The organism is Gordonia sp. SGD-V-85 (assembly GCF_001456905.1).
Classification (GTDB): domain Bacteria; phylum Actinomycetota; class Actinomycetes; order Mycobacteriales; family Mycobacteriaceae; genus Gordonia; species Gordonia hongkongensis.
In genome coordinates, this window is record NZ_LNQO01000005.1 from 125,374 (window position 1) to 151,878 (window position 26,505).

A 26,505-nucleotide genomic window follows, 5' to 3' on the forward strand; every position below is an offset into this window, starting at 1 on the left:
TACGAGTCACACCCGTTGCAGGACAACACATCCGACGACGCGGTCACAACCAGTCGCGTTTCCGGAACGACAGATAGAGTCCGACGACCACGACGACGATAAGCGTCGTGCTGGTGATGAAGCCGAGTAGTCGCTCGAAACCGGGAAACGGCACGTTCTGTCCGTAAAAACCGGTGATGGCCGTCGGCACGGCGATGATCGCGGCCCACGCGGTCAGCTTCTTCATGACGGTGTTGAGTCGCGCGTCGGCGAGGGTCAGGTTGGTCTCGAAGACGGTGGTGATCATGTCGCGCAACGATTCCGTCCACTCCGACGCCCGGAGCGCGTGGTCGTAGAGGTCGGAGAAATGCGGGTCGAGTTCCGGCGGCGCGTGGTTGTCGAACCGCCGTCGTTGGATGCCGGCGATCACCTCGCGCATCGGCAGGACCACCCGTCGCAGGACGACGAGGTCCTTGCGCAGGTCGTAGGTTCGGCGTTGCAGTTCGCGGCCGGGGATGCGCTCGTCGAACAGCAGTGCCTCGAGGTCTTCGATCTCGTCGTCGAGGCGTTGCACGGCGTCGAAGTGTCCGTCCACGACGACATCGAGCAATCCGTGCACGAGCGCGCCGATCCCGTATTGCGTGGCCCCGCTGTCCGACCAACGCCGCATGACCTCGTCGATGTCGAGCGCCGGGGTCGGTCGCACGGTGATGAGTGCGTTCCGTTTGACGAAGATCGAGATGCGGTGCAGGTCGAACATCCGCGCCCGACCGTTCGCGGAGGCGCGGAAGTCGGTGGCCGCGGAGCCGACGTCATCATCGTCGTCCCGGTCGTCGGCCGGCGACTCGCCGTCGTGCAGCGACACCGCGTAGACCATCACGAAGGTGTGCCCGGTGTAGGTGACGGTCTTGACCCGTTCGGCCGCCGCGACCGTGTCCTCGATCGCGAACGGGTCGAGGTCGAGTTCGGCCGCCAACTGGGACAGTGTCTCGTGGGTGGGGCATTCCAGATCCGCCCAGATCAACTTCTCCGGATTGTCGAGACAGGTGGAGATCTCCTCGAGGTCGAAGCCGTCCACCGGGTCGCCGTTCCGCCAGATCTGACCACGGATGCGTTCGACGCCGCGAGGTCCCGACACATCCGAGGGAACTGTCATGTGGCCATCGTGACACCGGTGGGGGTGTTCCGTCGGTGCGACAGGCAGGCGAGACGTCGACCACACCGGGTGGTCGTCGCCCGCGGGTAGCATCGAAATCGGTGTCTGTGGACGGGCGCGGACACCGATTCTCCAGGTAAGGCGGCGGCATGGTCGACAGCAGTTCCCGCGGACATCGCTTGATGCCCGCGCGCACGAGCGAACAGATCCGCGAGTGGTGCGATCGTTCGGCGGTACCGGGCGAGCGGCGCGAACTGTCGGACACCGCGGCGCTGCTCATCGCCTCCGGATACCTCACCCCGGGTGGTCGTGCCATCGTGGTGCGCCGGATCTCCACCGGTCGGCCGATGCCGTCCATGTCCGCGGGCTTCGGCGATCTGCGCCGCTTGCAGCGCGCGATCGTCCAGATCGAACACCAGTTGTCGAGTCCGGTGGTGCCCGGTGTGGTCGCGGCCGTGATGCGTAACCGGCTCAACGGCCTGCAACGACGCCGCGAGGACGCACGCAAGCAGATCGTCGCCGGTAAGGGTGTGTTCGCGTCGGGGACCCGGGCGATCCGACGCGAGCGGCGGGAGAACGTCTATCTCGAGATCGAGGAACGAGACCGGTTGTTCTCCGGGCTGCTGTGCACCCCGACCCCCAACGTCAACGCGTCGAGCTATGTCCGTCGCGCCGGCACCGCCGCGTTCGACCGGATCGCCGGCGTGGTGGGGCAGGTCGCCGCGAAGTCGGGCAACTCGCAGGCGGGGCAGTGGGCGGACCAGTTCCTGTCGGGCGTGTGCGAGGCGCCGGGCGGAGCGACTCAGGCCGGCGCCCCCCGCACCGCGGCGTTCGTCGACGGTTACGAGACGCTGCTGTTCATCACCGGTCACTACTACGACCGCATCCTCGGCAACCCCGCCTGGCGCTCCGACCATTTCGAGGTCCAGCGCACCCAGGTGAACCTGCACGCGGAGGTCGCCGAGATCGCCGCCGACGTCATCGCGTTGCGGGCGGTACGCATCGACCTCGACCGGGCCAAGCGCAACGGCGGCTTCGACCGCACCTTCGCCGCGCAGATCGATCAGCGTGAGACGACACTGCGACCGGTGTGGACCGAACTCATCGACCGTGTCCAGGCGCTCGGCGAGGTCGCGCATGTCGTCGAATCCGCGGCCGTCGAGCTGCAGGTCCTCGCCGAGTACAACAAAGCGGCCACCCTCGACGACCGCATCGACGCGTTGATCGCGCGGTCGGGCGACCGGGAGATCTCCGTCGACAACGCCAAACGGCTCACCGAACAGGTCCGCAGCGGCGAAGAGCAGTTGCGCATCTATCGAGATGTGTTGCAGGGCAACATCGCGCGGATCTCGCCGGCGGTGCCGCGCGAGTTACCCGCCCGCTACGAACCGTCGTGACCACGTGCTGAGGTAGTCCTTCTCGGTGGGGGACAGCCGCCGCAGGGTGTGCTTCTCGATGTCGACGACGGCCATCTGCGTGCTCGCGACGCATGCCGGCCGACTGGCGTCGTCGGCAACGCCGCTGCGGATCTCGTAGCCGATGGTGAAGTCCACCGAACGGAAACCCTTGATCCACATCCCGATTCGCAGCGGCGAGTCGTCGTGACGCAGCTGGGCCTGGTATCGGATGTCGACGTGCACGATCATCGCGCTGGTGATCAGCGGGGCGTAGTCCTCGCCGGCGCTCAACAGCCACGCGATGCGCGCCTCCTCCATCAGCGTGACCATCCGCGCGTGGTTGATGTGTCCGAACGCGTCCATGTCCGACCAGCGCACCCCGACCTCGGCGACGAAGGCGAAGTCGTTCGGACCGAGTCCCGTGGTCGACGGTGGTTCGTGCCGCTGGGAACGCGCGTGGTGAACAGAAGGTGAAGTGGGCATCGTCGACTTTCCTCGGAGGTCCCGGTGCCCGTGAGATGCCGTGGTCACGACCTTCCACTCGGCTGAACGCCGGGTAGTCTGGAAGTCTAGATGTCCGCGTCGGGCCGATCCGGTCGGCGCGGACTCGCACGTGGTGACACGACGAGGTCCCGGGTGCACTCCGGGGGGATTGTCGGTGAGGGAGTTGGCGAGATGTCAAGGCGATTGATCGCGGGTCTGGTGTGCCTGATGGTGGGGATTCTGTCGACCCCGGCCATCGCCGACGCCGCTCCCAAACAGGTGGCGCGCATCGCCAAATCCGAGAAGCTGAGTGCGCTGCGTACCGACATCTGGGTCTTCTCACCGGCGATGAACGAGCGGATCAAGCTGTCGGTCCTCACCCCGGTCGGCGGATCGACGCCGCGGTCGACGGTCTACATGCTCGACGGCGCCGGCGCCGAGGGCGAGGTCAGCGACTGGATCACGAAGGGTCGCGCCGGACGCTTCTTCGCCGACAAGAACGTCAACGTCGTACTCCCCACCGGAGGAAAGGGCACCTTCTACACCGACTGGCAGAAGAAGGACGCCGCGCTCGGCAAGCCGATGTGGGAGACGTTCCTCACCAAGGAGCTGCCGCCGCTGATCGACGACCGGTTCGACGGCAACGGCCGCAACGCGGTCATCGGGCTGTCGATGGGTGGGCAGGCCGCGTTCTCCCTGGCCATCCGACACCCGGAGATGTACACCGGCGTCGCCTCGCTCAGCGGCTGCCCGCCGGTGTCCGGTCCCGTCAACGAGGCCTACGTCCGTACGACGGTCGGTCGCGACGGCGGCGACGCCACCAACATGTGGGGCCCGTTCGGCTCCGCGGGCTGGCGCGCACACGACCCGAGTCTTCATCTCGACCGGTTGCGCGGGAAGAACATCTTCATCGCCGCCGGGTCCGGCGCCATCGGCCCCCTCGACCTCCAGCGTCAGATCGAGCCGGACGAGGGGCCGCGCGACGTCGTCACGGCATCCTCGTCGGCGCTCGAACTGGGTGCCTACCGCTGTTCGCTCGAGTTCGCCATCACGATGCGTGCCGCGGGGGTGCCCTACACCGACGGTTTCCGCCTCATCGGAACCCACACGTGGGCGTACTGGGAGCGCGACCTCGCGGCCCTGTGGCCGACCATCGGCCGGGGGCTCTGACCGGCGACCGGCTCGGTCGGCTCGCGGTCCAGGATCAGCTCCGGGGACCGTCCCAGCCCTCGGCGAACCGCAGGAACACGTCGTCCTCGGCGGCGTTGGTGACGGTGACCCGCACGCCGTCGCCGTCGAACGGGCGGACCACCACCCCGGCGTCGACGCAGGCGCGCGCGAAGTCCATCGACGCCGCTCCCAGGTCGAGCCACACGAAGTTGGCCTGCGAATCGGGGACCCGGTAGCCCGCGCCGCGCAGTCGTGCGGTGACGCGGGCACGTTCGGCGACGACCGCGTCGGTGCGGGCCAGCAACTGGTCGCCGGCGTCGAGGCTGGCGAGCGCGGCGGCCTGGGCGACGCTGCTGACCGAGAACGGAACGTGAACCTTGCCGAGGGCGGTGATGACCTCCGGATCGGCGATCGCGTAACCCACGCGCAGCCCGGCCAGCCCGTACGCCTTCGAGAAGGTGCGCAGCACCACGAGGTTGCGGAACTCGCCTCGGAGTTCGAGTGCGTCGTACGCCTGACTCGACGGCAGGCGCAGGTACTCGAAGTACGCCTCGTCGAGCGCGACGATGACGTCGGACGGCACGCTCTGCAGGAACTCCCGCAGGTCGGCTGCCTCGACCACGGTCCCGGTCGGGTTGTTCGGATTGCACACGAAGATCAACCGCGTACGGTCGGTGATCGCGTCGGCCATCGCGCGCAGGTCGTAGGTCAGATCGCCGGTGAGCGGGACCTGGACCGGTGTCGCGCCCGCGACGCGCGTCGCCAGGGGATAGGTCTCGAAGGACCGCCACCCGAAGACCACCTCGTCGCCTGGTCCGCTGGTGACGAGGATGAGATTCTGGCAGAGGATGACCGACCCGCATCCCACCTGGACCTCGTCTTCGGTGACCCCGAGGCTCTTGGCCAGCGCTGCGGTCAGCTCCACCATCCCGTTGTCGGGGTAGCGGTTCACGGCTGCGGCCGCCGCGCCGATCGCCTCGACGACGCTCGGCAGCGGACCTTCGGTGACCTCGTTGCTGGCGAGCTTCACCGCTCCCGGAAACGTCTTGCCCGGTACGTATACGGGAAGGTCGTCCAGGTCGGGGCGGATTCGCAGGCTCACCCGACCAATGTAGGCCGCGACCCCGATGAGGCAGAAACCGGCTCTGACCAACCGGTTTGCTTGTGGACGCGAAGGGTGTGTAACCTTTCGACTCGGCAGTTCGAAAGGACTCCGCCAAGGAGGCGTGCCAGAGCGGCCGAATGGGACTCACTGCTAATGAGTTGTCTCGCTAAAACGGGACCGGAGGTTCAAATCCTCTCGCCTCCGCCACCGCAGTCGGCCGACGGCGGTACAACTGAATAGCACGCGCCCGTAGCTCAACGGATAGAGCATCTGACTACGGATCAGAAGGTTTGGGGTTCGAATCCCTACGGGCGCACCACAGAGGCCCGTCACCGATCCCGGTGACGGGCCTCTTCTGTGTGCACCGGAACCCTGGGTGGGTGGACGAGGTGCCGGTGCTGTCTTCCATCCTCGCCGGCGCCCGGGACGTCGACACGAGTACGGCACTACCCCAATCGGTGGTGGGGTCTACGTGCGGAGGATCACCAACTGCTGAGTCGCCCGGGTCATCGACACGTAGCGGTCGACCGCGCCCTCGGTGTCCGCGCCGAAGGCATCGGGGTCGACGAGCACGACGAGGTCGAACTCGAGCCCTTTGGCGAGGGTGGGGGTGAGCGACCGCACGCGGTCGGTCCCGGCGAAGCCGGATTCGCCGATCACACAGGCGATTCCGTCTCGATGGGTCGAGATCCAGTCGTCGACCACGGTGTCGAGGTCCGCGCGGTCGCCGTAGGTGACCGGAATGCCCGCGCGCCGAACCGAAGTCGGCACGTTCGCGTCGGGGAGCGCCGCGCGGATGACGGGGGCGGCCGCATCCATGATCTCTTCCGGGGTGCGGTAGTTGATCGTGAGTCCCGCCGAGGTGACGTCGCGCAGACCGACGCGACGAAGTCGCTCTGCCCATGACTCGGGGAATCCGCGTCGTGCCTGCGCGCGGTCGCCGACGACGGTGAAGCTCTTCGACGGGCAACGGTCGATCAGCATCTGCCACTGGGCGTCGGTGAGTTCCTGCGCTTCGTCGACGACGATGTGCGCGAACGGCCCGGACAGTGGGCGGGCGGTCTCGCCCACGAACCCGTCCCCGAGGTTGTGGCGCAGGTTCTCGTGCCGGAGCATCGTCATGAGTCCCTCGCCGTCGTCGTGGACCTCGGCGGCGATCAGGTCGTCGACCACCTGGTCGATGTGCTCGCGTTCCCTCGTCAGGTCCGCGCGCTGCCGGCGACGTCGGGCCGACGCTGCCGGGTCCCCGATCCGGCGGTGGGCGCGGTCGAGGATCGGCAGGTCGGCATCGGTCCAGGCGTCGGGGACGCTGCGCTGGAGTGCGCGTACCTCGCCGGGCGACAGCCACGGCGCACACATGCGGAGGAAGGCCGGCACCGACCACAGGTCACCGACGATCTCGGCGGCGTCCAGGATCGGCCATGCCCGCGAGAAAGCCGCCGCGAGTTCGTCATTCGCCGCCAACGCACGACGCAGTGCGTGCTGGGGCACGTCGTCGTCGTGTCGCGACCCGATGATCGACACCAGTTCTTCCCACACCTCGTCCCGCGCCTCGTTGTGTGCGGTTCCGCGCTCGGCTGCGTCGAAGGCGTCCGCCCAGTCGTCCGCGGTCAGAGTCGTCTCCGTCCAGAGTGTCTCGACCACGAACGGCGTCGTCGGCGGTTGTTCGTAGAACTTGACCGCCGGATCGACCGCCTCGACCATCCGAGCCGACGACTTCAACCGTGCCACGTCGACGTCGGCTTCGGTTGTCGCCGAATCACCTTCGACGACGAGGTCGGCGAGAGTGCACGTCTGGACGCTCTCCTCGCCGAGGCTCGGCAGCACATCGGCGACGTAGGCGAGGTACGGCCGATGAGGTCCGACGACGAGCAACCCGCCCCGATGACCGGCGAGGCGCGGATCGGCGTAGACGAGGTAGGCGGCACGATGCAGCCCGACGACGGTCTTGCCGGTTCCCGGCCCGCCGTCGACGACGAGGGTCCCGTGCGAGTCGGCTCGGATGATCGAGTCCTGATCGGTGGCGATGGTGCCCAGGACATCTCGCATGCGCGGGGAACGACTGGCGCCGAGGTCGGCGAGGAACGCGGACTGCTCGTCGAGCGCCGCGTGCGAGGTGAGCACCGCGGGGTCGTCGACGAAGACCTCGTCCCAGTAGTCGGTGATCCGGCCGTGGGTCCAGCGGTAGCGGCGTCGGCTCACCAGTCCCATCGGGTCGCGGCGGGTGGCGGCGAAGAACGGCGCGGCCAGCGGGGTGCGCCAGTCGACGAGCAGGGTCTCGCCGGCGGCATCGGTCAGCCCGAGCCGGCCGATGTAAAGGATCTCCCCGCCGTCGCGGACCAGCCGACCCAGGCACAGGTCGAGACCGAACCGCCGCAGCGATCGGATACGTGCGCCGAGCTGGTGGATCTCCATGTCGCGGTCGACGGCCCGGCGACCCCTGCCACCGGCTTCGCGCCAAAGCTGCTGCAGGCGCTCGTCTGCGTCGGCCAAGTTGCGTCGAAGGTTCGTGGTGATCGAGGCGAAGTGTCGGGTGTCGTCGGCGACGAGGGCCGGATCGTTCTTCGGGGACAGGCTGTCGGGGAGGGCGAACACCGCGGTGGTCGTTGACGTCGCGTCGTCGGGGACTGAGGTCTCAGGGACTGGGGTTTCGGGGACTGGGGGCACAGAGATGACTCCGAATCAGCAGGTGGCAGGGGTGGTCGTCGCAGGTGAGACAGCGATTCTGCACCGGATAGGGGGTCTTGCGGCAAGCCCCTGTCCAGGGCTTATGGTGAAAGGGGCAGAGATCGGCGGGTGCGCAGGTGAAACGGACCCCGATATCACTTGTCCTGGACGTCCGCGCAGCTGTTGCAGCCCGCGGTGCTGTATGTGAAAGTACTTTCAGTTCACTACGGTGAACTCTTTTCGGCGGGGCCTGTCAGGGGGCTGCCGCCCCCGAGGGCACGGGGGTGGGGCGGCAGCGCGGCCACGGTTTCCGCGTCTCCGTCATTTGATGTTCGGGCTCATTCGACCGACTGGTTCGCTGTCGTCGCGGCATCGTCGTGGCCTGCGGTTTTCCGATCGTCGAGGTGGGCTCCCGACTTCGCGCCGTAAGGTCGGAGAGGGAATGACGCGCGCCGTCGAGCCGGATCGTAGGTTTCGGTCGAGGCCGCGCCGCGTCGACGACGACGCTCGAGAATCCGACCGGAGGCCGACGATGGGACAGCCGTACGGGGGGCCGAACCCCGGTGCTCACGACCCTCGACGCCGCGACGGGAGCGGTGGTCAGACCGGCGGGTCGCTTCGCGATCTCTACGGGCAACCCGTCGCACCGCAGCTTTATCCGCCGCTCGGGTACGCCGTGGACGGGACCCCGATGTTCCGCCCCGGTCAGCCGACGAACACCGAGATCACCATGGCCGAGCGCGCTGAGCGTGCCGAGGCCGAACGCGTCGCGGCCGCCGAGCGGGAGGTCGAAAGCGCCGACGGCCGACCGGGTTCACGCATCCGCAAGGTGCCCACCGCGACCCTGATCCTGACCCTGGGCGTGGTGGTGCTGCTCGTGGTGGCTTTCGTCGGGTTCCTCGGGCTGCGGGAGGAGGCACCGCAGGACCGCTTCGCCGACTCGCCGCCGGTCACCGACACCATGCCGATCCCACGCACCTTCGAACCGCCCAGCCTCACCCCGCCCGACCCGGGACAGCAGCTTCCGGGCCAACCTGGTGAGCGCATCGATCCGCAGAACAAACCGGTGACCTACGAGGCGACCATCGACGGGCAGGCCACCATCCTCTACGTCGACGACAACGGCCTGCGCTCGGAGTTCGCCCCGACGAATCCGTGGACCGTTCAGTTCACCGGCGGGGTCAACCCGCTGCGCCTCTTGGTCATCGCGGGAACGGGTAGCTCGGTGAGTTGCTCGATCACGGTCGCGGGCGAGGTGGTGGTCGAAGACACCGTGACGCCGTCATCGACCCGCCGGACCGCGTCCTGTATCGCCTGAACGGTCACGTCTTCGGGGTCCCGGACCGGGTGATCGGTCGGGTGACCAGGTCGTCCGATGTGTGATCGGGGCGGTTGCTCGCTACCGTGGTCACGTGAGTTCTCCGCAGACAGCCCCTGACAGCGGTCAGTCCTCCGCCACCAACGACGAGTTCAAGACGATGCTCACGTGGCGAGGCGAAGACACCGATCGACTGGAACAGGTCCGCCTGGTCGTGTCCGGCGCACGACTCAAGGCCTATGGACGGATCATCGCCGCGGCGACCGCCGACCACGAGGCGTTCTCCGCGTCCTACGAACTGCAGACCACCGATGCCGGTGTGGTCAAGCGGCTCACCGTCCACCTGGTACGCACTGACGGTGAGACGCAGTTCGGCATCACCCGCGACGACGAGGGCACGTGGCTGATCCGTCGTCCCGACGGTGAGACCACCCGTTCGGACTTCGACGGCGCCGAAGACGTGGACCTCGCATTGTCACCGATGTTCAACGCCTTGCCGATCCGGCGACGCGCTCTCTCGGCGTCGACTCCCGGTGCGGTCGAGATCCCGGTCGCGTACATGTACCTGCCCAGCGGAGACGTGAAGCCGGCGACGATGTCGTACACCCCGGGCACGGACGGATTCCGTGTGGTGTCGCCGCTTGCGACCACCACCATCACCGTCGACGAGAACAACTTCGTCGTCGACTACCCGGGTCTCGCACGCCGGGTCTGACGTGTGCGGGCGGCCCCAGGGACGCGGCGCGGCGGTCAGCCCACCCACACCCGGCCCTGATGGGCCTGCCGGCGTAGTTCCTGCTGCCACCCGTCGTCGCCGACCGTCACCCCGGAGATGACCTCCGCGGCGCCGGAATGCAGTTGCTCGTACGCCTTTCGCGCGCGGTGCCCGTCGTCGACCAGCACTTCGGCGGTTCCGTGGTCGCGGAGTTCGTCGCGGACGGCGGTGAGGCGGTCGATGGTCTCGCTGAGGACGTTGAGCACGGCGATGCCGTTGGCCTCGATCATCGCGCGCTGCAGGGCGGGTGCGGTGCCGGCGACGCGGGTGCCGTCGCGAAAGCTGCCGGCGGCCAGGCGTAGGGCGAGGTCGCTCTCACCGGCCCCGACGGCGGCCGTGGCCGCGGCGGTCAGGTGTGGCAGATGCGAGATCGCGGCGACCGCCCGATCGTGCGCGTCGGGTGCGACCGGCACCACTCGCGAGCCGACCGTCACGGCCAGCGCGGCCACCGTGAGCCAGTCGTCGGCCGGGGTGTGGTCGGTGGTGGTGACCGCCCACATCGCCCCGTCGAAGAGGGTGGCGTCGGTTGCCGCCCAACCCGACGAACTGGTCCCGGCCATCGGATGCCCGCCGACGTATCGACCTCCGGGATGCAGATCGGCGAGTAGGCGCTCGACTTCCTGCTTGACGCTGATCACGTCGGTGACCAGGAGCCCGGGCGCGTTCTCGGCGATGGCCGTCACCAGGGGGCCGATCGTCGTCACCGGTGTCGCGAGCACGAGCAGCGCGTCCGACGACGCCGCACGCTCGAGTGTCGCAACGAGATCCGCGGACGCGTCATAACCGTCGCCGATGGCCGCATCGACGGTCGTGGCCGACCGGTTGTAGCCGAACGCCTCGTGCCCGGCGTCGTGCAGGGCCCGCAGCAGCGAGCCGCCGATCAGGCCGAGACCCAGCACACAGACCGGCGTGGAAAGGGCGACAGCGGGGGACGACGGCGCGGCAGTCACCCTGACACGTTCCCATACCGGTCATGCCCGGTGAACCGGGACTTGGGAGTACCGGTGATAGGGGCTACGGTTTGTCGCATGGCCGGTGCCGGATTTGGGAAGTCGGGGTCGAACGCGCAGGACGTGGACGACGACATCGACGGTTTCGCCGTGGCGGTCGTCCGCGACGAGAGCGGTTGGAAGGTCACCGCGATGAAACCGTCGGCGCTCTCCGATCTCGAGGACGCCGAGACCCAGTTGCGTGAGCTGCGTTCGGCGGGCGCGGTCTTCGGACTCCTCGACGTCGACGACGAGTTCTTCATCATCGTCCGGCCGTCGCCGACCGGGGCGCGTCTGCTTATCTCCGACGCGACCGCCTCCGTCGACTACGACATCGCGGTCGACGCATTGGACGCCCTCAACATCGAGGTCCCCGACATCGATCCGGACGAGCTCGATCAGATCGATCCGTGGGAGGAAGGGGACCTCGGGTTGCTCGCCGACCTGGGACTGCCCGACGCGGTCATGAGCATCATCGTCGGGGACACCGATCTGTATGCCGACGAACAGCTCGGCATGATCGCGGCGCGGCTCGGTTTCGCCGACGAGCTGGGCAAGGTCCTCGACTCCCTCGGCCACTGAGTCCGCACGAAGCCGCGCGATGAGTGCGCCCGCCTGGGAGGCCATGGTCCGCTCCGCGCTCGACGCGGCGGCACTGTCGGGCACCGACGACGTACCCATCGGGGCAGTCGTGTTCGACCCCGAGGGCGTCGAACTGGCCCGCGCCGCCAACCGTCGCGAGGCCGATTCCGATCCGACGGCCCACGCCGAGGTGCTTGCGCTGCGTGCCGCGGCGCGGGCGTTCGGTGATGGATGGCGGCTCCCGGGATGCACGATCGCGGTGACCGTCGAACCGTGCACGATGTGTGCCGGAGCGATCACGCTGTCCCGGGTCGACGCCGTCGTCTTCGGGGCGTGGGAGCCCAAGACCGGTGCAGTCGGTTCGCTGTGGGACGTCGTCCGCGATCCACGGCTGTCGCATCGCCCCCAGGTGAAGGGCGGCGTCCTCGAAGCCGAGTGCCGCGCACTCATGGTCGACTTCTTCGCCACCCGACGACACCCGTGACCGTCGTCATCTCGGGGTCGTGAGGACTCAAGATCGGTGAGATCTCAGGGTGCGGACCGGTGGTCGGCGGCGGGCGGTCCTGGCAGATTGGACGTCAGCATCCCCGATCCGCGAGGAGTAATCATGACCGATCCGTCCGACAAGGTGACCGCGGCCTTCGACACCGCCAAGGCCAAGATCAACGAGCTCGCCGAGAGCGGCAAGGTCCAGGAGGCGCTGGGTACCGCGCGCGACAAGATCGACGAGTTCGTCGAGAGCAAGCAGGTCCAGGATGCGCTGGACACCGCCAAGGACAAGCTCAACGATCTCGCCGAGAACGAGAAGGTCCAAGAGGCGTTCAGTACCGCCAAGGACAAGATCAACGAGGTGTCCCAGAAGTTCAACAGCCGCTGACAGGTCACTGACCTGCGGTCATGCAGCTCAGTGCACACCTGTGGCACGGTGGGATGCGGGAGTCCGCTCCCCAGGCGGCGCCAGTGTCGAGCAGCCGGCGCGTCGGTCGTCGCCGAGTTCTTCCACATCGGACGGCACCCGGCCGCGCCGAACCTCACCGAGGAGGCTTCATGGGAACCACGGACGACGCCAAGAACAAGGCCGAAGAGCTCAAGGGTCGCGGCAAGGAAGCTGCCGGCAGCCTCACCGACGATCAGGACCTCAAGAACGAGGGCAAGGGCGACCAGGCGCAGGCCGAGGGCAAGCAGAAGATCACCGACGCCGCCGACGCCGTCAAGGGCAAGATCGACGACGTCAAGGACAAGCTGACCGGCCACTAGTGCAGCCGGCCGCTCGACGAAGCCCGCCTGAGCAGCCGATTTAAGTCTGACCGCGGGTCTGCGGTACAGTCTTCGGCGGTGGCGTGTCCGAGCGGCCGAAGGTGCAGCACTCGAAATGCTGTGTGCGGTAACCCCGTACCGAGGGTTCAAATCCCTCCGCCACCGCCAAAAATGGCCCCCCCATCCTCACGGGTGGGGGGCCATTTCGCATCTCTGGGAGCGGTGGTCGGTCAGCCCATGCTGAACGGCTTTCCGTACACGGCGATCGACTGCGACACGTTGTCGGTGGTGATGCTCACCTTGGCGTACGACCGGGCCTGCGCGTAACCGGCGCAGCCGTTCACCATCATGGTCTCGTTGGTGTACGCCAGTGTGCCCTTGCCGCCGGAGAAGCTGATCGACGACGAGTGGCCGGCCGCACCGAACGCGTCTTTGTACTCACGGTCGTTGATGACGTAGTTGACCGCTTGGCCGGGCCCGATGGTCACGCCGGCGCCGGTCTCGGCCGTCGTGGTCGCGCTCTGGAGGTCGAAGTTGGGTGCGGTCGCGCCGGCCCTGCTGTTCGAGTTGCCGCCCAGTGTCAGCTGGCAGCCGGCGATGTAGCCGGCGCCGACACCGATCTTCGCGGCCGGGTCGGACGTGGTCACCACATACTTGCCGGACACCCAGGCGTTGCGGTGCAGGGGCGTGGCGCCCATCGACGGGGTGATCCGCGCGGACTCTTTGCTGCGCGTGATGGTCACCGTCGTACCGTCTTTCAACTTCTTCGTGACGGATTGCCCGGGGAGTTGGACGGTGGTGTCGGCGTGTGCGGGTGCGGCATCGAGGACGGGTATCAGTGCCGCGCAGGCGACTGCGGTCGTGGACGCGATGATCCGGGTGCGCGTGGCGCGGCGCTTGGTGACGGTCATGGGAGCTCCGATTCGGCGGGTCATGGTGGTGGACAACGGGTTCGCGGTCAGCCGATGGAGAACGGCTTGCCGTAGAGGTTCACCTTCTGGTGCACCTCGCCGGTGGTCTCGATCGTGGTGAATGCTCGTGCCTGGGCGTATCCGCCGCAGTTCTGCACGTCGATCTGCGCGTCGTCGTAACCGAGGTGGTAAGTACCGGCCTTCTCGACGTTCTTGGTGTTCAACACCACGAACGTGACGTCGCCGGCGGCCAGCGGGACGGTCAGGGTCCCCGACAGGGAGGGTGCGGTCGGGGTCAACGATCCGGACAGACCGCCCTGCAGGCCCTTGATGTTCACCTGGCACCCGATGATGTAGCCGGTGGACAGGGTGGCCGCGGCGCCGTTCGTGGCGGTTCCGTTGCTTCCGGGCAGGGTGGTCTCGCCGGCCGCGCCGACGCTCGGTCCTGCCTTCGCCGGTTTGAGATTCGGTGCGTACAAGGTGATCTGGCCGCTGACCCAGGTGGTTCTGGACACGCCGTTGGCAGCCATCGACGTCGAGACCCGCGCGCTCTCCTCGGATCGGACGATCTGGACGCCCTCACCTTTCGCGGTGCCGCCCGGAAGCCGGACGAATGTGTCTGCGCCCGCCGACGCGGCGCCGGCGAGCAGCGCGGCAGTCACCGATCCGCCGATGAGTGCGGACAGTCCGACGGCCCGCAGGGTTCGTTGTGTCATCTCGTGCTCTCCTCGTGTCATCAACCCGTTCGGAAACGGGGTGTCGCATGAACGTCGGGACTCATCGCAGGGGGAGACCCGACAGCTGCGGCAGGGTGGGATCGTAGGTGAACGTACCCTAAACTCGATATGAGTGAAAAACTATGTAGGGGGTTGACACCGACCCGCTTGGTAAAGGTAGCCTAACCTCTGCAAGGTGAGGGTCTCATGCCGGTGCGAGACGGTGGAGTCGCCCGCGAGTTCCACGAGTTCGGCTGCACGGCAGACGAACTCGCTACGCATACGGGGATGTGTGAGTCAGACGTCGGCTTCATGTTCGCTGCTGAGCGGCGCCCACGACACCCATGGCTCGCTGCCCGCGGTGCGCACCGGTGACGCCGTCATCGACTTCGAACGGTTCTACGAGTCCGTGGAATGGATGGCCGAGCAACTGGTCTCCTGCGGGGTCCGCGCGGGCAGTCGGGTGGGTCTCGTGATCCGCACCGGCTGGGAGTTCGTGCTCGCCTGGTATTCCTTGCTGGAGGTCGACGCCGTCACGGTTCCGATCGTCCTCGGCCCAGCGAACGAACCGGCACATTCGTGCGAGATCGGTTTCGTGCTCGCTCATGTCGATCAATGCACCGAGGTCGAGGATCTGGTCGAAGCCGCCGTGCCCCGGAGCCACTGTCGTCAGATGTACCGCGTCGGCGACGAGTTCGTCCTCGCTGCACTCCGGACGGCGGACATGCTCCGGAACGAGGGCGGCCTCGTCGACCTCGGACACGAACCACAAGCCGCCACCGGCCAACTCATCGCCGAAGCGGAGCGGATGGTGGCGGACGTCGGGCTGCGTCGTGGCGAGTATGTGTCTTTCGAAGGCGATCTCGGTACTCGCGACACCATGGTCCGGATCCTCGCCTGCGCGTCGGCCGGCGCATGCGTCGCGGTCGACGCCCCGTACGGCGAGCCCCACTGGGGTGCCCCGAGCACTCGCTGACCGATGCCCGACGCTCAGCGCAGTGTGGCCGCGACCCGGTCCGCGAGGTCGGTCTCGCGACGCCTGCCGAGGAGCTCGACGACGTCGTTGATTCCGGATTGCGTTGGCAACCACAGTGATTCGGCGAGCACCTGGAGGAGTCGGGTTCTGGTGAGCCGGGCCGGCTGCCGCCCGATCCGGGTCAGGATGTCCGCGGCGGACGACGCGGTTGCCTGCTCGGCCCGTCGAACGGTGAAGGTGTGCGGCCCGAAGTCGAGGAACACGGGCGTACCCGGTTCCAGTTCGAGCTCATCGATGAACCGCTTGATCGAGCCGGATCGTGCCTGAACCGATGCCCACGTGAAAGCCTGTGTGCCCAGCGCGGTCTCGAGTGTGACCGGTGAACCGGGGCCGATGCCGAGAAGTCCGGCGAGTGCGCTGGGTATGTTGAAACCCGTTCCGCGACACTGCGCGGGAGTTATCGTCGTCGCCCAATGCACGACGTCGTCTTCGCGGTACAGTCCGCGCGTCCGTCCCGGCGTCCGCCGCGGCCGATGTGGTCGTTCGCGTCGGGTGACGATGCCGTCGCGGATCTGGAATTCGCCGGCACCGGCATACGAACGGATTGTGGCCTCGCTGACGTCGTGACGACCGCGGATCGTCGCGATGACGTCGTCGAGGGGCACGGCCCCGTCGTGGTCGGAGAGAATCGCATCGATCTGCAGATGGACCGGCTCGTATCGTGGAAGGCCCCATTTGGCAAGGCCGTAGCGGGTGCGGTCGGTTCTGACGATACGCACGTCCGAGGCGAGCGCGTTTCGAATACTGTTGTGGGCACGCGGGATCGCCGAAGTCGCGTCGATGATGTCGTCGAAGGTCAACGGCGCGCCGCGGATCGAGAGCGCTGCGACGACGATCTCGCCCGTCGTCGACCGGGCGGCGATCGCGTGGCCGTCGAGTAGTTCGTATCCCGCCCGCAGTAGCCACCGTGCGGCCGAATCTCCGGACAGGCCCAGGTGATCCGCGATGGTGATGACCGAAGCCGCCTCGCCGGGGCGCGCCGCCGCCTCGACCGCCGACTTCGTGAACTCGGCGACCGAGCGCAGGCTGCCCCGGATGATCCAGTTCTCGCTCGTGCGCAGACCCGACGCCGCGGCCACCACCCGCCAGCACGGGGCCTCGACGCCGCCCACCGGAGTCCCGGCGAGCGTCGAGTCGGCCATGAGCGCAGCGGCGTCCGCGACCGGAGCGGCCCGGCGGTTGATCATCGCCGACAGGTCGGCGAGGGCCGGGTCCGCCTCGATCAACGAGCGCAGGCGGTGTCGTGTGGAGCGATCGATCTGGGTGACTCGCTCGCGGGACAACCCGAGAAGGTCGGCGACCTCCGACTGGGTGCGAGGGCTGGCAGCGTAGACGCGCTCGGTCAGCACCCGCCGCTCCTGGTCGGACAGTCCGGCGTCGAAGGCGGCGACCGCGTCGAGCGCGCGTCCGTCGTCCGGCGACCGTCTCGACGGTAAGGGTCCGTTGGCGTGCGCGGTCATGGATGGTGCTTCCTCGGCGGTCGGGTGACGTCGTGCAACGGTGGCCCGCCCAGGGTTCGCCGAACGCTCGCGAGGGCCTGCGCAGAGCACCTCACACGCTACCGGGACCCCGCGCACGCAGAGCTCGACCGGACCGACGACGTCCGGTGTCGGATTGTCCCCCGAGCACAAAGGTCTCGAGGAAGTCTGGCCTCCGCGACCGTTTCGGTTCGGCTCCCGCTTTCATAGTGTTCTGGATCACATCAACCACGACGATCTCGGAGGCAAGCCCGGTGACCAGCACGTACTTCGCATGGGACCTGACCCATCGCGCCGACGCCCCGTGTGTTCGCGATGACGTGGTCGCCCTCGACTACGCCGGATTTGCGCGTCGCGTCGAGGGTGTCGCCGAACAACTGGGCCGTGCTGGCGTTCGACCCGGGGACGTCGTGGCGACCTTTCTGCCCAACCGGATCGAACTGCTGGTCACGTTGATGGCGGCATGGCGGATCGGCGCGGTCGCCACTCCGGTCAACCCGGCATTCACCCCGGAGGAAGCCGAGTACCAGCTGGCGGATTCGGGAGCACGGGTCGTCATCGGGACCCGCGCAGCAGAACTGAGGTCCGACCGTGCCCGGTTCGACGTGGAGGAACTGGCGACGGCGCCGAGCGCGGACTGGCGGGGCTCACTGTCACCGGCCGCCGGCGACGACGCATTGCTGATCTACACCTCCGGCTCCACCGGCAGACCCAAGGGTGTCCGACTGTCGCACGACAATCTGCACTACATGGCGTCGACCATGGTCACGCATTTCGGTCTCACCGCGGCCGACCATGCCCTCCTGGTGCTGCCGCTGTTCCACGTGAACGCCATCTGCGTGAGCTTCCTGGCGCCGATGCTCGCGGGCGGGCAGCTGAGCATCACCGGGAGATTCTCCTCGTCACGGTTCTTCGACGACGTCGCACGGCTCACCCCGACATACTTCTCCGCCGTACCGACCATCTACGCGCTCCTCGTGTCGCAGGACGGTCTGACAGCTGGGGCCACCGGGTCTCTCCGGTTCGCGGTCTGCGGGGCCGCCCCGATCTCGAGAGAACTGCTCGACCGGGTCGAGGGCGCCTTCGGGATACCTGTCGTCGAGGGTTACGGCCTGACCGAGGGCACCTGTGCGTCGGCCTGCAATCCGGTCGTCGGAGTACGCAAACTCGGGACGGTGGGCCCGGCGCTTCCGGGGCAGCGGATCTCCATCGTCGACGAACAGGGCACGGAGGTGCCCACCGGCGAGATCGGTGAAGTCGTCATCAGCGGGCCGAATGTCATGCGCGGCTACCTGAACCGGCCGGAGGCGACCGCGTCGACTGTCATCAACGGCCGGCTGCACTCCGGGGATGTGGGCCGCCTCGACGAGGACGGCTACCTGACCCTGGTGGGCCGCATCAAGGACATGATCATCCGTGGCGGGGAGAACATCTACCCCAAGGAGATCGAGAACGCACTGGCGACGCATCCCGACGTGCTCGAGTGCGCGGTCGTGGGAGCACCGGACGAACTCTACGGCGAGTTGCCCGTCGCGTTCGTCGTCGCCTACCCACACCGTGCGGTCGATGCGGGAAAGCTGGCTGACCACCTCGCCGGACGGCTGGCGAAGATCAAGCAGCCGAGCACAATCCACGTCGTCGACCAACTGCCGCGCAATCCGGTCGGGAAGATCGACAAACCGGCGCTGCGTTCCGGTCTCCACAGTCCGCAGCCCATCTGATCCCCCGATTCGGCCCGATTTCGACGTCCCACGGCGGACGCCGAGCCGATGACCCGCGCGCCGAGACCGGCGATGCCGGTCCCACACCCAACCCACCCACACCTCAACCGACCCATTCACACGACAAGGAGTGCGCACCAATGGGACTCACCCAACCAGACTTTCCCCAAGTGGACCCGGAGACATTCCTCCAGCGGCCGTTCTTCGATCGGATCCGCGTGCTGGGAGCCCACTGGGCCGATCACGGCTTCGGCACGCCGAAGATGGTTCATCTGATCTATCTGATGAAAGTCTTCGTCTTCTACGGCGGTGTCGGGATCGTCCTCGCGACGCTGACGTCCGGACTCAACCCGCTGCACGTGACCGAGTGGTGGAACCAGCCGATCGTCTATCAGAAGCTGGTCTTGTGGACCGTGCTGGTGGAGGTCCTGGGCATCGGAGGGTCGTGGGGGCCGCTGGCCGGACATTTCAAACCGATGACCGGCGGCTTCCTGTACTGGCTGCGGCCACAGACGATCCGGCTTCCACCGTGGCCCGGCAAGGTGCCCTTCACCAAGGGTGACTCCCGCACCGCGTTCGACATCGCGGTCTACGCGCTCATTCTCGCGAATCTTGCTGTCGCGATAGCGCTCCCGGGTATCGCGTCGAACTCGCTTGACTCGGTGGTGGCCGACAACCAGGGATTGGTGAACCCCGTTCTGATGTACCCGCTCATCGCGCTGTTCGTGGTGATCGGCCTGCGGGACAAGGTCATCTTCATCGCGGCTCGCTCCGAGCAGTATCTCCCGGCGATGATCTTCTTCGGCGTCCTCCCGTTCGTCGACATGATCCTGGCGCTCAAACTGCTCATCGTGTCGGTGTGGGTCGGTGCCGGGATCTCCAAGCTGGGACATCATTTCTCGATGGTGATCCCGCCGATGCTGTCGAACACCCCGTGGTTGCCGAGCAAGAAGATCAAGCGGGCGCACTATCGCGACTTCCCCGAGGACATGCGGCCGTCGAAGCTGGCTGGCGGCGTCGGGCACGTCCTGGGCACCATCGTCGAGGTCGTCACCCCGCTGGTCTTGCTGTTCTCGACGAGCAAGTCGCTCACCGTGGCGGCGGTCGTCCTCATGGTGTGCTTCCACTTCTTCATCCTGTCGACGTTCCCACTGGCCGTTCCGCTCGAATGGAACCTGCTCTTCGCGTACGCCTCGGTGTTCCTGTTCCTCGGATTCCCGGCCTGGGACGGTTACGCGCTGACCGACACGTCGATGCCGTGGGCGATGGTGCTGATCGCCGCGGCGCTCTGCTTCTTCCCCGTGCTCGGCAACCTCCGTCCGGACCTGGTCTCGTTCCTCCCGTCGATGCGCCAGTACGCGGGGAACTGGGCGTCGGCCACGTGGGCTTTCGCGCCCGGTGCCGAGGAGAAGCTCGACCAGCACATCGTGCGGCCCGCGAAGAACACCCGCACCCAGCTCCTCGCTTCGTACCCGGCCGAGGTGGCCGATGTCGTGATGCACCAGCTGCTGGCCTGGCGTTCGATGCACAGCCAGGGGCGCGCGCTGTACTCGCTGATGATCCGTCATCTCGGGTCCGATATCGACACCTACACGCTGAGGGAGGCGGAGTTCTCGTGTAACTCGTTGGTGGCCTTCAACTTCGGTGACGGGCATCTCCATGACGAGCGGCTCATCGCGGCGCTGCAGAAGCGGTGCGGCTTCGCGCCGGGCGAGTTCACGGTGGTCTGGATCGAGTCCCAGCCGATTCACCGGGGCACGCAGCGGTTCAAGGTGATCGATGCGGCGCTGGGCGTCATCGAGACCGGGACCTACCGGGTGGTCGACGCGGTGAACGAGCAACCGTGGCTGCCCAACGGGCCCATCCCGTTCCAGGTCGACTGGACTCTCGACGTTGACGCTCGCCGCGCCGTCACCGATCCTGAGGTGGTGCATGAACCGAAGATGCGCTCCGATGACCGCAGCGCGACAACGGTCCGGCTGACCGATCAGGCGCCGCAGTGACCACAGCTGTCGTGGTCGGCGGCGGGCCCAACGGGCTCGCCGCCGCTCTGCACCTGGCGCGCAACGGTGTCGACGTGCAGGTCCTGGAGGCGGCCGAGGTCGTCGGTGGTGGGGCCCGGTCGGGCGAACTGACGGTCCCGGGCGTCATCCACGACCACTGTTCGGCCTTCCATCCGCTGGGCGTGGGATCGCCGTTCTGGGCGGAGGTCGGTCTCGAGCGGTACGGGCTGGCGTGGAAGTGGCCCGACGCCGACTGCGCGCACCCTCTCGATTCCGGCGACGCCGGATTGCTGTTCCGGTCGATCGGTGCCACGGCGGCGGGACTGGGCGCCGACGGATCGCGCTGGCAGGCGATGTTCGGTGATCTGGCCGAGCATTTCGACGATCTCGGCGACGATCTGCTCCGCCCGGTCGTGCACGTGCCCGGTCACCCGATTCGCCTCGCATCGTTCGGCCCGCGAGCCATCCTGCCTGCCACCGTGCTCGCGCGCTGGTTCCGTACCGAGCGTGCCCGTGCGCTGTACGGCGGGATCGCGGCACACCTGTTCTCCCGGTTGGACCGTCCGCTCACCGCGTCACTCGGGCTCATGATCGCAGCGAGCGGGCATCGTTACGGATGGCCGGTGGCCGAGGGCGGTTCGGGAGCGATCACCGCGGCGATCGTCGGCGCACTGCGGGATTCGGGCGGCAAGATCGAGACCGGTGTCCGGGTGAGCTCGCGTGCCGACCTGCCGCGGGCGGACATCACGCTGCTCGACCTGTCCCCGGCGCAGGTGCTCTCGATCTTCGGCGACGAGATGCCGGCTCGAATTCGCCGCTCGTACCGGCGTTATCGAATCGGGTCGTCGGCCTACAAGGTCGACTTCGCGATCGACGGGGACATCCCGTGGTCGAATCCGGACTGCCTGCGCGCCGGGACAGTGCACCTCGGCGGGAGTTTCGCGGAGATCGCCCACACCGAGCGACAGCGCGCGGCCGGTGTGATGGTCCCACGGCCGTTCGTCCTGCTCGGTCAGCAGTACATCGCCGATCCCGGTCGCAGTGCGGGCGGGGTCAATCCGATCTACGCGTACGCGCATGTCCCTCGAGGTTTCGACGGAGATGCCACCGAGCAGATCGTCGCGCAGATCGAGAGATTCGCACCGGGATTCCGTGATCGGATCGTGGCGACGGTCAGCACGGGTACCGAACAGCTCCACTCGTCGAACGCCAACTTCGCGGGTGGGGACATCATCGGCGGAGCGAACGACGGCCTGCAGATGGTCCTGCGACCCCGTGCCGCGCTCGATCCGTACGCGATCGGCGTACCGGGCGTGTACATCTGCTCTCAAGCGAGTCCACCCGGTGCCGGTATCCACGGGTTGTGCGGATACCACGCCGCCGAGTCGGCGTTGCGGTACGCACGGTCGCGACGATGACCGCGTCGCGACCGTCGCGTGCGCTGTGGACGGCGGGGGACGCCGCGCGCGACCGGTTGGCCGGAGTGCCCGCGGCGGCCGGGTCCGAGCTGCTCGAGCAGGCGGCCATGATCGCGAAGACTCTGCACGAGAACGTGTCCGACATCGTCACCGAGTTGAGCGCCATGATGGCCCGGGAGATCGATCAGCTCGACACCGATCCCAAGCTCGTGGAGTTGCTCGAGGCGAGCGTGCACGGCAACGTCTCGACGATCATCCACGTCCTGGCGAACGACATTCCGATCGAACACCTGCAACCGACCACCGCCGCAGTGGAATACGCGCTGCGTCTGGCGCAACGGGACGTGCCGTCGAACTCGCTCGTGCGGGCCTACCATCTCGGGCAGAACAGCGTGATGCGTGAATGTTACCGACTGGTCGAGGATCTCGACCTCGACGCCGGACAGTCGATGGCGTTGACCCGGCACATCTCCGATGTGTTGTCCGGATACATCGACTGGATCTCCCTGTACGTGTTCGAGGCGTACGAAGACGAACGCCGACGGTGGCTCGGCGTCGAGGGCAACGTGCAATCAGCGGCCATCCACTCGTTCCTCGACGGCGCCGAATCCGATGAGCGGGCCTTCGAGTCCGAGACCGGTTACGCGCTCGACCGCAGGCACCTCGCGCTCATCCTGTGGTCATTCGACGACGAACCCCGCGAACTGGTCGCGCTCACCCACGCGGCCCGCGAACTCGGTACCCGGGTGGGCGGAGGCTCCCCGCCGATCGTCACCGCGATCGACCGGTCGACGGTCTGGGCCTGGATTCCACTGGTCGGACGGGACGTCACCGACGGTTCGTCGGTGACCGCGGTGCGCTCGACCGTGCCGGCGGGAATCCGAGTCGCGGTGGGCCTTCCCGCATCCGGGGCACGGGGTTTCCGGAGAACCCACGAGCAGGCACTCGCCGCCTACTCGGTGGCGACCATGCCGGGTGGTGCGGCGAGTCGGGTGATCGGATTCGGCGACCGAGGTGTGGCCGTGGTGTCCCTGCTGGCGCAGGACCTCGAGTCGACGCGGGCGTGGGTCCACGAGGTCCTCGGCGGACTCGCCGAGGACTCCCCGAACGCGAACATGCTGCGGGAGACGCTGTCGGTGTATTTCGCCACCAAGGAAAGCCACCTCCACACCGCTGAACGGCTCAACCTCCACCGCAACACGGTGAAGTATCGCGTCGGCAAGGCGCTCGCCGAGGTCCCGGCGGACCGCGACCGCCTGGATCTCGCTCTGGCGCTGACGGTGTGTGAATTCCTCGGGCCGGTGATCTTCGCGCACTGAGGGGCGTCCGATGTCGCGGTGTCAGATCCCGTCGTTCGACTTCTGGACGTCTCGGCGGGGTTGCCCGGTGATCTCGTCGATCTTCGCGCCGGTAGTGGGCGCGAAATGCGTGTCGTCGAACCGGGGTCTGCCGTCGACGCGCAGGTCATAGCGTCGGAGAATGTCTCGCACCGGGTCCTTCATCTCCGCGAAGACAAGGGTGATGCCGTGGCTACGGAGATAGTCGTCCAGTTCGACGAGTTCGTCGACGGCGGTGGCGTCGATGTCGACGATGGGTTCGGCGGCGATGATCACGGTGTGGAGCTCTCGCCCCGCTGTTCTCGCCTCGCGGACTTTGCCTCGGACGTAGTCGTCGAACATGCCGCCGTTGGCGAAGAACAACGGGGCGTCGAATCGGATGATGAGCACACCGTCGATGCGTTCGGCCTCGGGATGGCGGGTCACATCGTGGTAGCCGCGCAGTCCCGGAACCCGCCCCAACTCCGTCCGGTACGGTCGCCACGCGAGATTCACGAAGGCGATGAACGACAGGCCGATCGCAACCAGGATGCCTTGCAGGACACCGATCAGCGCGACACCGAGGAACGCGGCGATCGACAGCGCACCCTCGACCCAGTTTGCGCGGAACAGCGCCACCACGCCGGAGATGTCGATCAGCGAGATGGCCGCGGCGATCACGACGGCGGCCAGCGCTGCTGACGGAAGGTAGGCGGTGACTCCCGGTGCGACGAAGATGAACACGACGATCAGAAGCGCCCCGACGACCGCGGCGAGTTGGGATTTGGCGCCGGCCTGTTCGGCCACCGGGGTGCGGGAGGACGACGCCGAGATCGCGAAGCCGCTCAGGAAGCCGGTGGCGATGTTCGCGGTGCCGATGGCCGCCATCTCCTGGCTGCCGTTGACCTGGTCACCCGCACGCGCGGCGAATGTTCGCGACAGCACGCTGGTGTCCGCGAACGCGATCAGCGCGATACCGACGGCCGGGCCGATCAGGCTGATGACGTCGTCGAGGGTCACGCCTTCCAGGGACGGCGACGGGAATCCGCGGGGCATCGCTCCGACGACCGGCAGGTCATCGGACCAGCCGAAGACCGCGACCGCGATGATCGAGGCCACCACCGCGACCAGAACTCCGGGAATCGCTTTGCGCCAGAACTTGAGTGCGAAGATCAGGACCAGGCACGACACCCCGATGACCGTCGGCAGCAGCTCGGCCTCGCCGGACGTGACGCCCCGGACGATGTCGATCGCCTCCTGGAGGACCGAATCGCCATCGACGCTGAAGCCCAACAGTTTCGGCAACTGGCTGAGCACCACGACCAGTGCGATCCCGTTGAGGTAGCCGATGCGGATCGGTTTGGACAGCAGGTCGGTGACGAAGCCGAGCCGGAGGAGGCCGCCGATCAGGAGGACCAGACCGACCTCGATGGCGAGCACGCCGGCCAAGGCGATGCGCTCGGCGTCGAACGCGGCGAGCGGAATGATCGACGCCGCGATGATCGGGGCGAGCGACGAGTCGGGCCCGAGGACCAAGATGCGGGACGGTCCGACGACGGCGTAGACGAGCAGCGGTATGACCGTCGCGTAGAGACCGGTGACCGGCGGCAACCCGGCGACTTCGGCGTACCCCATGCCGGCGGGAATGAGCAACGCCGTCAGGACGATCCCGGCGACGATGTCACCCTTCAGCCACGACCGCTCGTAGCTGCGGAGCACTCCCAATCCGGGCAGGAATCGTGAGACCGTTTCCGGTTGCATCAGGCGATTATGAGCCGTGGCGGCGGTTTCGGCTTCTCTTTGCCCAGTAGTTGTCGTGCCGTGTGCGATCGTGTCAGGCGGTTACCGACCGGGAGGCGGTTCGCGGGTCCGTTGCCCGCGTCGGGATCACGGGCGACAGGGCCAGGGCGATGGTGCCGGTGACCGTGAGATGCGCGGGGGCCTCGGCGTACAGGGTGCGACGATGCCGGGACAGGTCGACGACGGTGATGTCGAGCATGGTCGCACCCGCCAGATGAGTCCCCGGGAAAGCGACATCGAGCAACGCGGAGTGGAGTGGGAGGGCGGCGTCGACGTAGACGACGACGCGGCCGTGGGCGACGACTGCAGACGTGATCCGGGTGACCAGCGTCGGGTACCACACCCCGGTCGGGCACAGGGATTGGCAGACGGGCCCGCCGTCGGCGTCGAGGTAGAACGCGACCTTGCGGTGCAGCGATTCTGCGCGGAGGGACAGGTCGCCGGCGACGACGTCCGGTCCGACGGTGCGTAACGGTGTTCCCCACGTCGCGGTGTCGAACGATCTGGTCACGGTGACGCCTTTCAGAGAGGGCAGTATGTCGAACAAGGTCACCGCATCAGATCTACTCCGCATCATGTTGCTGCGGAACGCATCCGGGCGCTAAGAGTTCGTCAATTCGACTGCTGGCCGTCGAAGATCTCGAGTGCGAAGTCGCGAGCCGCGTCGAGGGCTCCCGGCTCGACCCCCATCCCGGCGGTCACCAGCGCGCCCTCGTGGAGGATGAACAGTCGCTGTGCCAATGTGCGCGAGTTGGGCGCGCCGGCCTTCGTCGCGATCGAGGCGAAGAGGTCCCGTAGCTCGTGTTTCTGGCCGACGATGATCGAGAACGCGGGATGCCCGGGATCGCTGATCTCGGCGTGCGCGTTGATCATCGCGCACCCTTTGTGACCGCGGTCCTCCGACCAGTCCCGCGTGGCGTCGAAGATCGCGGCGAGTTGTGCGCTCGGCGACGCATCGGCGGCGTCCAGGCGGGACCGGAGGAACTCTTGCCAGGCGGCGTTGCGGGCACGCAGATACTCGACGACCAGTTGCTCCTTGGAGCCGAAGCGGTCGTAGAGCGTGCGTTTCGTGACGCCCGCGGCTGCCGCGATGGAGTCGACACCGACCGCGTGGATGCCGTGTTCGTAGAACAGTGCCGAGGCCGCGTCGAGGATGAGTCGGGCCTTGGGTGTCCACTCCACGGTCGAGAGTGTGGTCTCGGCAGTCACATGACAAAGACTACACCGA

At 67.4% G+C, this 26,505-nt stretch carries 24 protein-coding genes and 3 tRNA genes; 16 read left to right on the top strand and 11 right to left on the bottom strand.

Annotation, left to right across the window (positions count from 1 at the left end):
- Window positions 1-43: 43 nt before the first annotated feature.
- A complete protein-coding gene (locus AS181_RS07585) occupies window positions 44-1,135 on the bottom strand; it encodes a magnesium transporter CorA family protein (RefSeq protein ID WP_058250977.1) in 1,092 nt (363 codons plus the stop codon).
- Between the two features lie 149 nt (window positions 1,136-1,284).
- On the opposite strand from AS181_RS07585, the gene AS181_RS07590 reads away from it, so the two are divergent.
- Entirely contained in the window at window positions 1,285-2,532 is a 1,248-nt protein-coding gene (locus AS181_RS07590; RefSeq protein ID WP_058250978.1) for a hypothetical protein, read from the top strand.
- Here AS181_RS07590 and AS181_RS07595 read toward each other — a convergent pair.
- On the bottom strand, window positions 2,506-3,015 hold the full coding sequence (locus tag AS181_RS07595) for an acyl-CoA thioesterase (protein ID WP_058250979.1): 510 nt from the start codon (window positions 3,013-3,015) through the stop codon (window positions 2,506-2,508). The two genes, AS181_RS07590 and AS181_RS07595, sit on opposite strands and share 27 nt — an antisense overlap.
- Window positions 3,016-3,207: 192 nt before the next feature.
- Between AS181_RS07595 and AS181_RS07600 the strand changes: the two genes are divergently transcribed.
- Window positions 3,208-4,185: an alpha/beta hydrolase gene (locus AS181_RS07600; RefSeq protein ID WP_058250980.1), complete on the top strand. Its 978-nt coding sequence runs from the start codon at window positions 3,208-3,210 to the stop codon at window positions 4,183-4,185.
- 34 nt (window positions 4,186-4,219) lie between these two features.
- Here AS181_RS07600 and hisC read toward each other — a convergent pair whose 3' ends face one another.
- Window positions 4,220-5,287, bottom strand: coding sequence for a histidinol-phosphate transaminase (gene hisC / locus AS181_RS07605; RefSeq protein WP_058250981.1), 1,068 nt, complete (start codon window positions 5,285-5,287; stop codon window positions 4,220-4,222).
- A 118-nt stretch (window positions 5,288-5,405) separates the two neighbouring features.
- Between hisC and AS181_RS07610 the strand changes: the two genes are divergently transcribed.
- Both AS181_RS07610 and AS181_RS07615 read left to right on the top strand, forming a co-directional pair.
- Window positions 5,406-5,497: transfer RNA gene (locus tag AS181_RS07610), tRNA-Ser, on the top strand.
- 36 nt (window positions 5,498-5,533) lie between these two features.
- Window positions 5,534-5,609: transfer RNA gene (locus AS181_RS07615), tRNA-Arg, on the top strand.
- Window positions 5,610-5,758: 149 nt separating this feature from the next.
- Here AS181_RS07615 and helR read toward each other — a convergent pair.
- Window positions 5,759-7,885 (bottom strand): RNA polymerase recycling motor ATPase HelR, encoded by a 2,127-nt coding sequence (helR, locus tag AS181_RS07620; RefSeq protein WP_058250982.1) that lies wholly within the window; start codon window positions 7,883-7,885, stop codon window positions 5,759-5,761.
- Between the two features lie 604 nt (window positions 7,886-8,489).
- Between helR and AS181_RS07625 the strand changes: the two genes are divergently transcribed.
- Window positions 8,490-9,275 (top strand): hypothetical protein, encoded by a 786-nt coding sequence (locus AS181_RS07625; protein ID WP_058250983.1) that lies wholly within the window; start codon window positions 8,490-8,492, stop codon window positions 9,273-9,275.
- A gap of 160 nt (window positions 9,276-9,435) precedes the next feature.
- Entirely contained in the window at window positions 9,436-9,990 is a 555-nt protein-coding gene (locus AS181_RS07630) for a putative glycolipid-binding domain-containing protein (RefSeq protein WP_082652894.1), read from the top strand.
- Between the two features lie 35 nt (window positions 9,991-10,025).
- Here the strand turns inward: AS181_RS07630 and AS181_RS07635 are convergent, their stop codons facing one another.
- Window positions 10,026-11,000: a prephenate dehydrogenase gene (locus tag AS181_RS07635; protein WP_058250985.1), complete on the bottom strand. Its 975-nt coding sequence runs from the start codon at window positions 10,998-11,000 to the stop codon at window positions 10,026-10,028.
- Window positions 11,001-11,078: 78 nt separating this feature from the next.
- Here AS181_RS07635 and AS181_RS07640 point away from each other — a divergent pair, with 78 nt between their 5' ends.
- The 5 genes from AS181_RS07640 to AS181_RS07660 all read left to right on the top strand — a co-directional run bounded on the left by AS181_RS07640 (window position 11,079) and on the right by AS181_RS07660 (window position 13,046).
- Window positions 11,079-11,621 (top strand): tRNA adenosine deaminase-associated protein, encoded by a 543-nt coding sequence (locus tag AS181_RS07640; protein ID WP_058250986.1) that lies wholly within the window; start codon window positions 11,079-11,081, stop codon window positions 11,619-11,621.
- A gap of 19 nt (window positions 11,622-11,640) precedes the next feature.
- Entirely contained in the window at window positions 11,641-12,105 is a 465-nt protein-coding gene (locus AS181_RS07645; RefSeq protein ID WP_171011642.1) for a nucleoside deaminase, read from the top strand.
- A gap of 123 nt (window positions 12,106-12,228) precedes the next feature.
- Entirely contained in the window at window positions 12,229-12,498 is a 270-nt protein-coding gene (locus AS181_RS07650; protein WP_058250987.1) for a hypothetical protein, read from the top strand.
- A gap of 170 nt (window positions 12,499-12,668) precedes the next feature.
- Window positions 12,669-12,878 (top strand): CsbD family protein, encoded by a 210-nt coding sequence (locus AS181_RS07655; protein ID WP_058250988.1) that lies wholly within the window; start codon window positions 12,669-12,671, stop codon window positions 12,876-12,878.
- A 77-nt stretch (window positions 12,879-12,955) separates the two neighbouring features.
- Window positions 12,956-13,046 (top strand) — tRNA-Ser (locus AS181_RS07660).
- Window positions 13,047-13,108: 62 nt separating this feature from the next.
- Here the strand turns inward: AS181_RS07660 and AS181_RS07665 are convergent.
- Window positions 13,109-13,789, bottom strand: a complete 681-nt coding sequence (locus tag AS181_RS07665) for an MspA family porin (RefSeq protein WP_068972622.1) — start codon at window positions 13,787-13,789, stop codon at window positions 13,109-13,111.
- A 47-nt stretch (window positions 13,790-13,836) separates the two neighbouring features.
- The gene (locus tag AS181_RS07670; protein WP_058250990.1) at window positions 13,837-14,505 is read right to left on the bottom strand and encodes an MspA family porin; all 669 of its coding nucleotides are present in this window, start codon (window positions 14,503-14,505) and stop codon (window positions 13,837-13,839) included.
- Window positions 14,506-14,797: 292 nt separating this feature from the next.
- Between AS181_RS07670 and AS181_RS07675 the strand changes: the two genes are divergently transcribed.
- Window positions 14,798-15,481 (top strand): AMP-binding protein, encoded by a 684-nt coding sequence (locus tag AS181_RS07675; RefSeq protein WP_223259072.1) that lies wholly within the window; start codon window positions 14,798-14,800, stop codon window positions 15,479-15,481.
- A gap of 14 nt (window positions 15,482-15,495) precedes the next feature.
- Here AS181_RS07675 and AS181_RS07680 read toward each other — a convergent pair whose 3' ends face one another.
- Entirely contained in the window at window positions 15,496-17,001 is a 1,506-nt protein-coding gene (locus AS181_RS07680; protein ID WP_058250992.1) for a sigma factor-like helix-turn-helix DNA-binding protein, read from the bottom strand.
- A 272-nt stretch (window positions 17,002-17,273) separates the two neighbouring features.
- Here AS181_RS07680 and AS181_RS07685 point away from each other — a divergent pair, with 272 nt between their 5' ends.
- The 4 genes from AS181_RS07685 (at window position 17,274) to AS181_RS07700 (ending at window position 23,480) form a co-directional block, all read left to right on the top strand.
- Entirely contained in the window at window positions 17,274-18,740 is a 1,467-nt protein-coding gene (locus AS181_RS07685; protein ID WP_058251137.1) for a class I adenylate-forming enzyme family protein, read from the top strand.
- Window positions 18,741-18,880: 140 nt separating this feature from the next.
- A complete protein-coding gene (locus tag AS181_RS07690) occupies window positions 18,881-20,743 on the top strand; it encodes a DUF3556 domain-containing protein (protein WP_058250993.1) in 1,863 nt (620 codons plus the stop codon).
- On the top strand, window positions 20,740-22,161 hold the full coding sequence (locus AS181_RS07695; RefSeq protein ID WP_058250994.1) for a phytoene desaturase family protein: 1,422 nt from the start codon (window positions 20,740-20,742) through the stop codon (window positions 22,159-22,161). Before AS181_RS07690 ends, AS181_RS07695 begins: the two co-directional genes overlap by 4 nt.
- Window positions 22,158-23,480: a PucR family transcriptional regulator gene (locus AS181_RS07700; RefSeq protein ID WP_058250995.1), complete on the top strand. Its 1,323-nt coding sequence runs from the start codon at window positions 22,158-22,160 to the stop codon at window positions 23,478-23,480. The genes AS181_RS07695 and AS181_RS07700 overlap by 4 nt, the downstream gene beginning before the upstream one ends.
- Window positions 23,481-23,501: 21 nt before the next feature.
- Here AS181_RS07700 and AS181_RS07705 read toward each other — a convergent pair whose 3' ends face one another.
- From AS181_RS07705 to AS181_RS07715, 3 genes are all read right to left on the bottom strand, one after another.
- The gene (locus tag AS181_RS07705) at window positions 23,502-25,238 is read right to left on the bottom strand and encodes a SulP family inorganic anion transporter (RefSeq protein WP_058250996.1); all 1,737 of its coding nucleotides are present in this window, start codon (window positions 25,236-25,238) and stop codon (window positions 23,502-23,504) included.
- Between the two features lie 73 nt (window positions 25,239-25,311).
- Window positions 25,312-25,788 (bottom strand): hypothetical protein, encoded by a 477-nt coding sequence (locus tag AS181_RS07710; RefSeq protein ID WP_223259071.1) that lies wholly within the window; start codon window positions 25,786-25,788, stop codon window positions 25,312-25,314.
- Between the two features lie 101 nt (window positions 25,789-25,889).
- On the bottom strand, window positions 25,890-26,486 hold the full coding sequence (locus tag AS181_RS07715; protein WP_058250998.1) for a TetR/AcrR family transcriptional regulator: 597 nt from the start codon (window positions 26,484-26,486) through the stop codon (window positions 25,890-25,892).
- Window positions 26,487-26,505 lie beyond the last annotated feature (19 nt).

What these genes read in the sequence shown, in the direction of transcription:
- AS181_RS07585 (WP_058250977.1), bottom strand. Translation starts at nt 1,135, where the DNA reads ATGACAGTTCCCTCGGATGTGTCGGGACCTCGCGGCGTCGAACGCATC.
- AS181_RS07590 (WP_058250978.1), top strand. Translation starts at nt 1,285, where the DNA reads ATGGTCGACAGCAGTTCCCGCGGACATCGCTTGATGCCCGCGCGCACG.
- AS181_RS07595 (WP_058250979.1), bottom strand. Translation starts at nt 3,015, where the DNA reads ATGCCCACTTCACCTTCTGTTCACCACGCGCGTTCCCAGCGGCACGAA.
- AS181_RS07600 (WP_058250980.1), top strand. Translation starts at nt 3,208, where the DNA reads ATGTCAAGGCGATTGATCGCGGGTCTGGTGTGCCTGATGGTGGGGATT.
- AS181_RS07625 (WP_058250983.1), top strand. Translation starts at nt 8,490, where the DNA reads ATGGGACAGCCGTACGGGGGGCCGAACCCCGGTGCTCACGACCCTCGA.
- AS181_RS07630 (WP_082652894.1), top strand. Translation starts at nt 9,436, where the DNA reads ATGCTCACGTGGCGAGGCGAAGACACCGATCGACTGGAACAGGTCCGC.
- AS181_RS07640 (WP_058250986.1), top strand. Translation starts at nt 11,079, where the DNA reads ATGGCCGGTGCCGGATTTGGGAAGTCGGGGTCGAACGCGCAGGACGTG.
- AS181_RS07645 (WP_171011642.1), top strand. Translation starts at nt 11,641, where the DNA reads ATGAGTGCGCCCGCCTGGGAGGCCATGGTCCGCTCCGCGCTCGACGCG.
- AS181_RS07650 (WP_058250987.1), top strand. Translation starts at nt 12,229, where the DNA reads ATGACCGATCCGTCCGACAAGGTGACCGCGGCCTTCGACACCGCCAAG.
- AS181_RS07655 (WP_058250988.1), top strand. Translation starts at nt 12,669, where the DNA reads ATGGGAACCACGGACGACGCCAAGAACAAGGCCGAAGAGCTCAAGGGT.
- AS181_RS07665 (WP_068972622.1), bottom strand. Translation starts at nt 13,789, where the DNA reads ATGACCGTCACCAAGCGCCGCGCCACGCGCACCCGGATCATCGCGTCC.
- AS181_RS07670 (WP_058250990.1), bottom strand. Translation starts at nt 14,505, where the DNA reads ATGACACAACGAACCCTGCGGGCCGTCGGACTGTCCGCACTCATCGGC.
- AS181_RS07680 (WP_058250992.1), bottom strand. Translation starts at nt 17,001, where the DNA reads ATGACCGCGCACGCCAACGGACCCTTACCGTCGAGACGGTCGCCGGAC.
- AS181_RS07690 (WP_058250993.1), top strand. Translation starts at nt 18,881, where the DNA reads ATGGGACTCACCCAACCAGACTTTCCCCAAGTGGACCCGGAGACATTC.
- AS181_RS07700 (WP_058250995.1), top strand. Translation starts at nt 22,158, where the DNA reads ATGACCGCGTCGCGACCGTCGCGTGCGCTGTGGACGGCGGGGGACGCC.
- AS181_RS07705 (WP_058250996.1), bottom strand. Translation starts at nt 25,238, where the DNA reads ATGCAACCGGAAACGGTCTCACGATTCCTGCCCGGATTGGGAGTGCTC.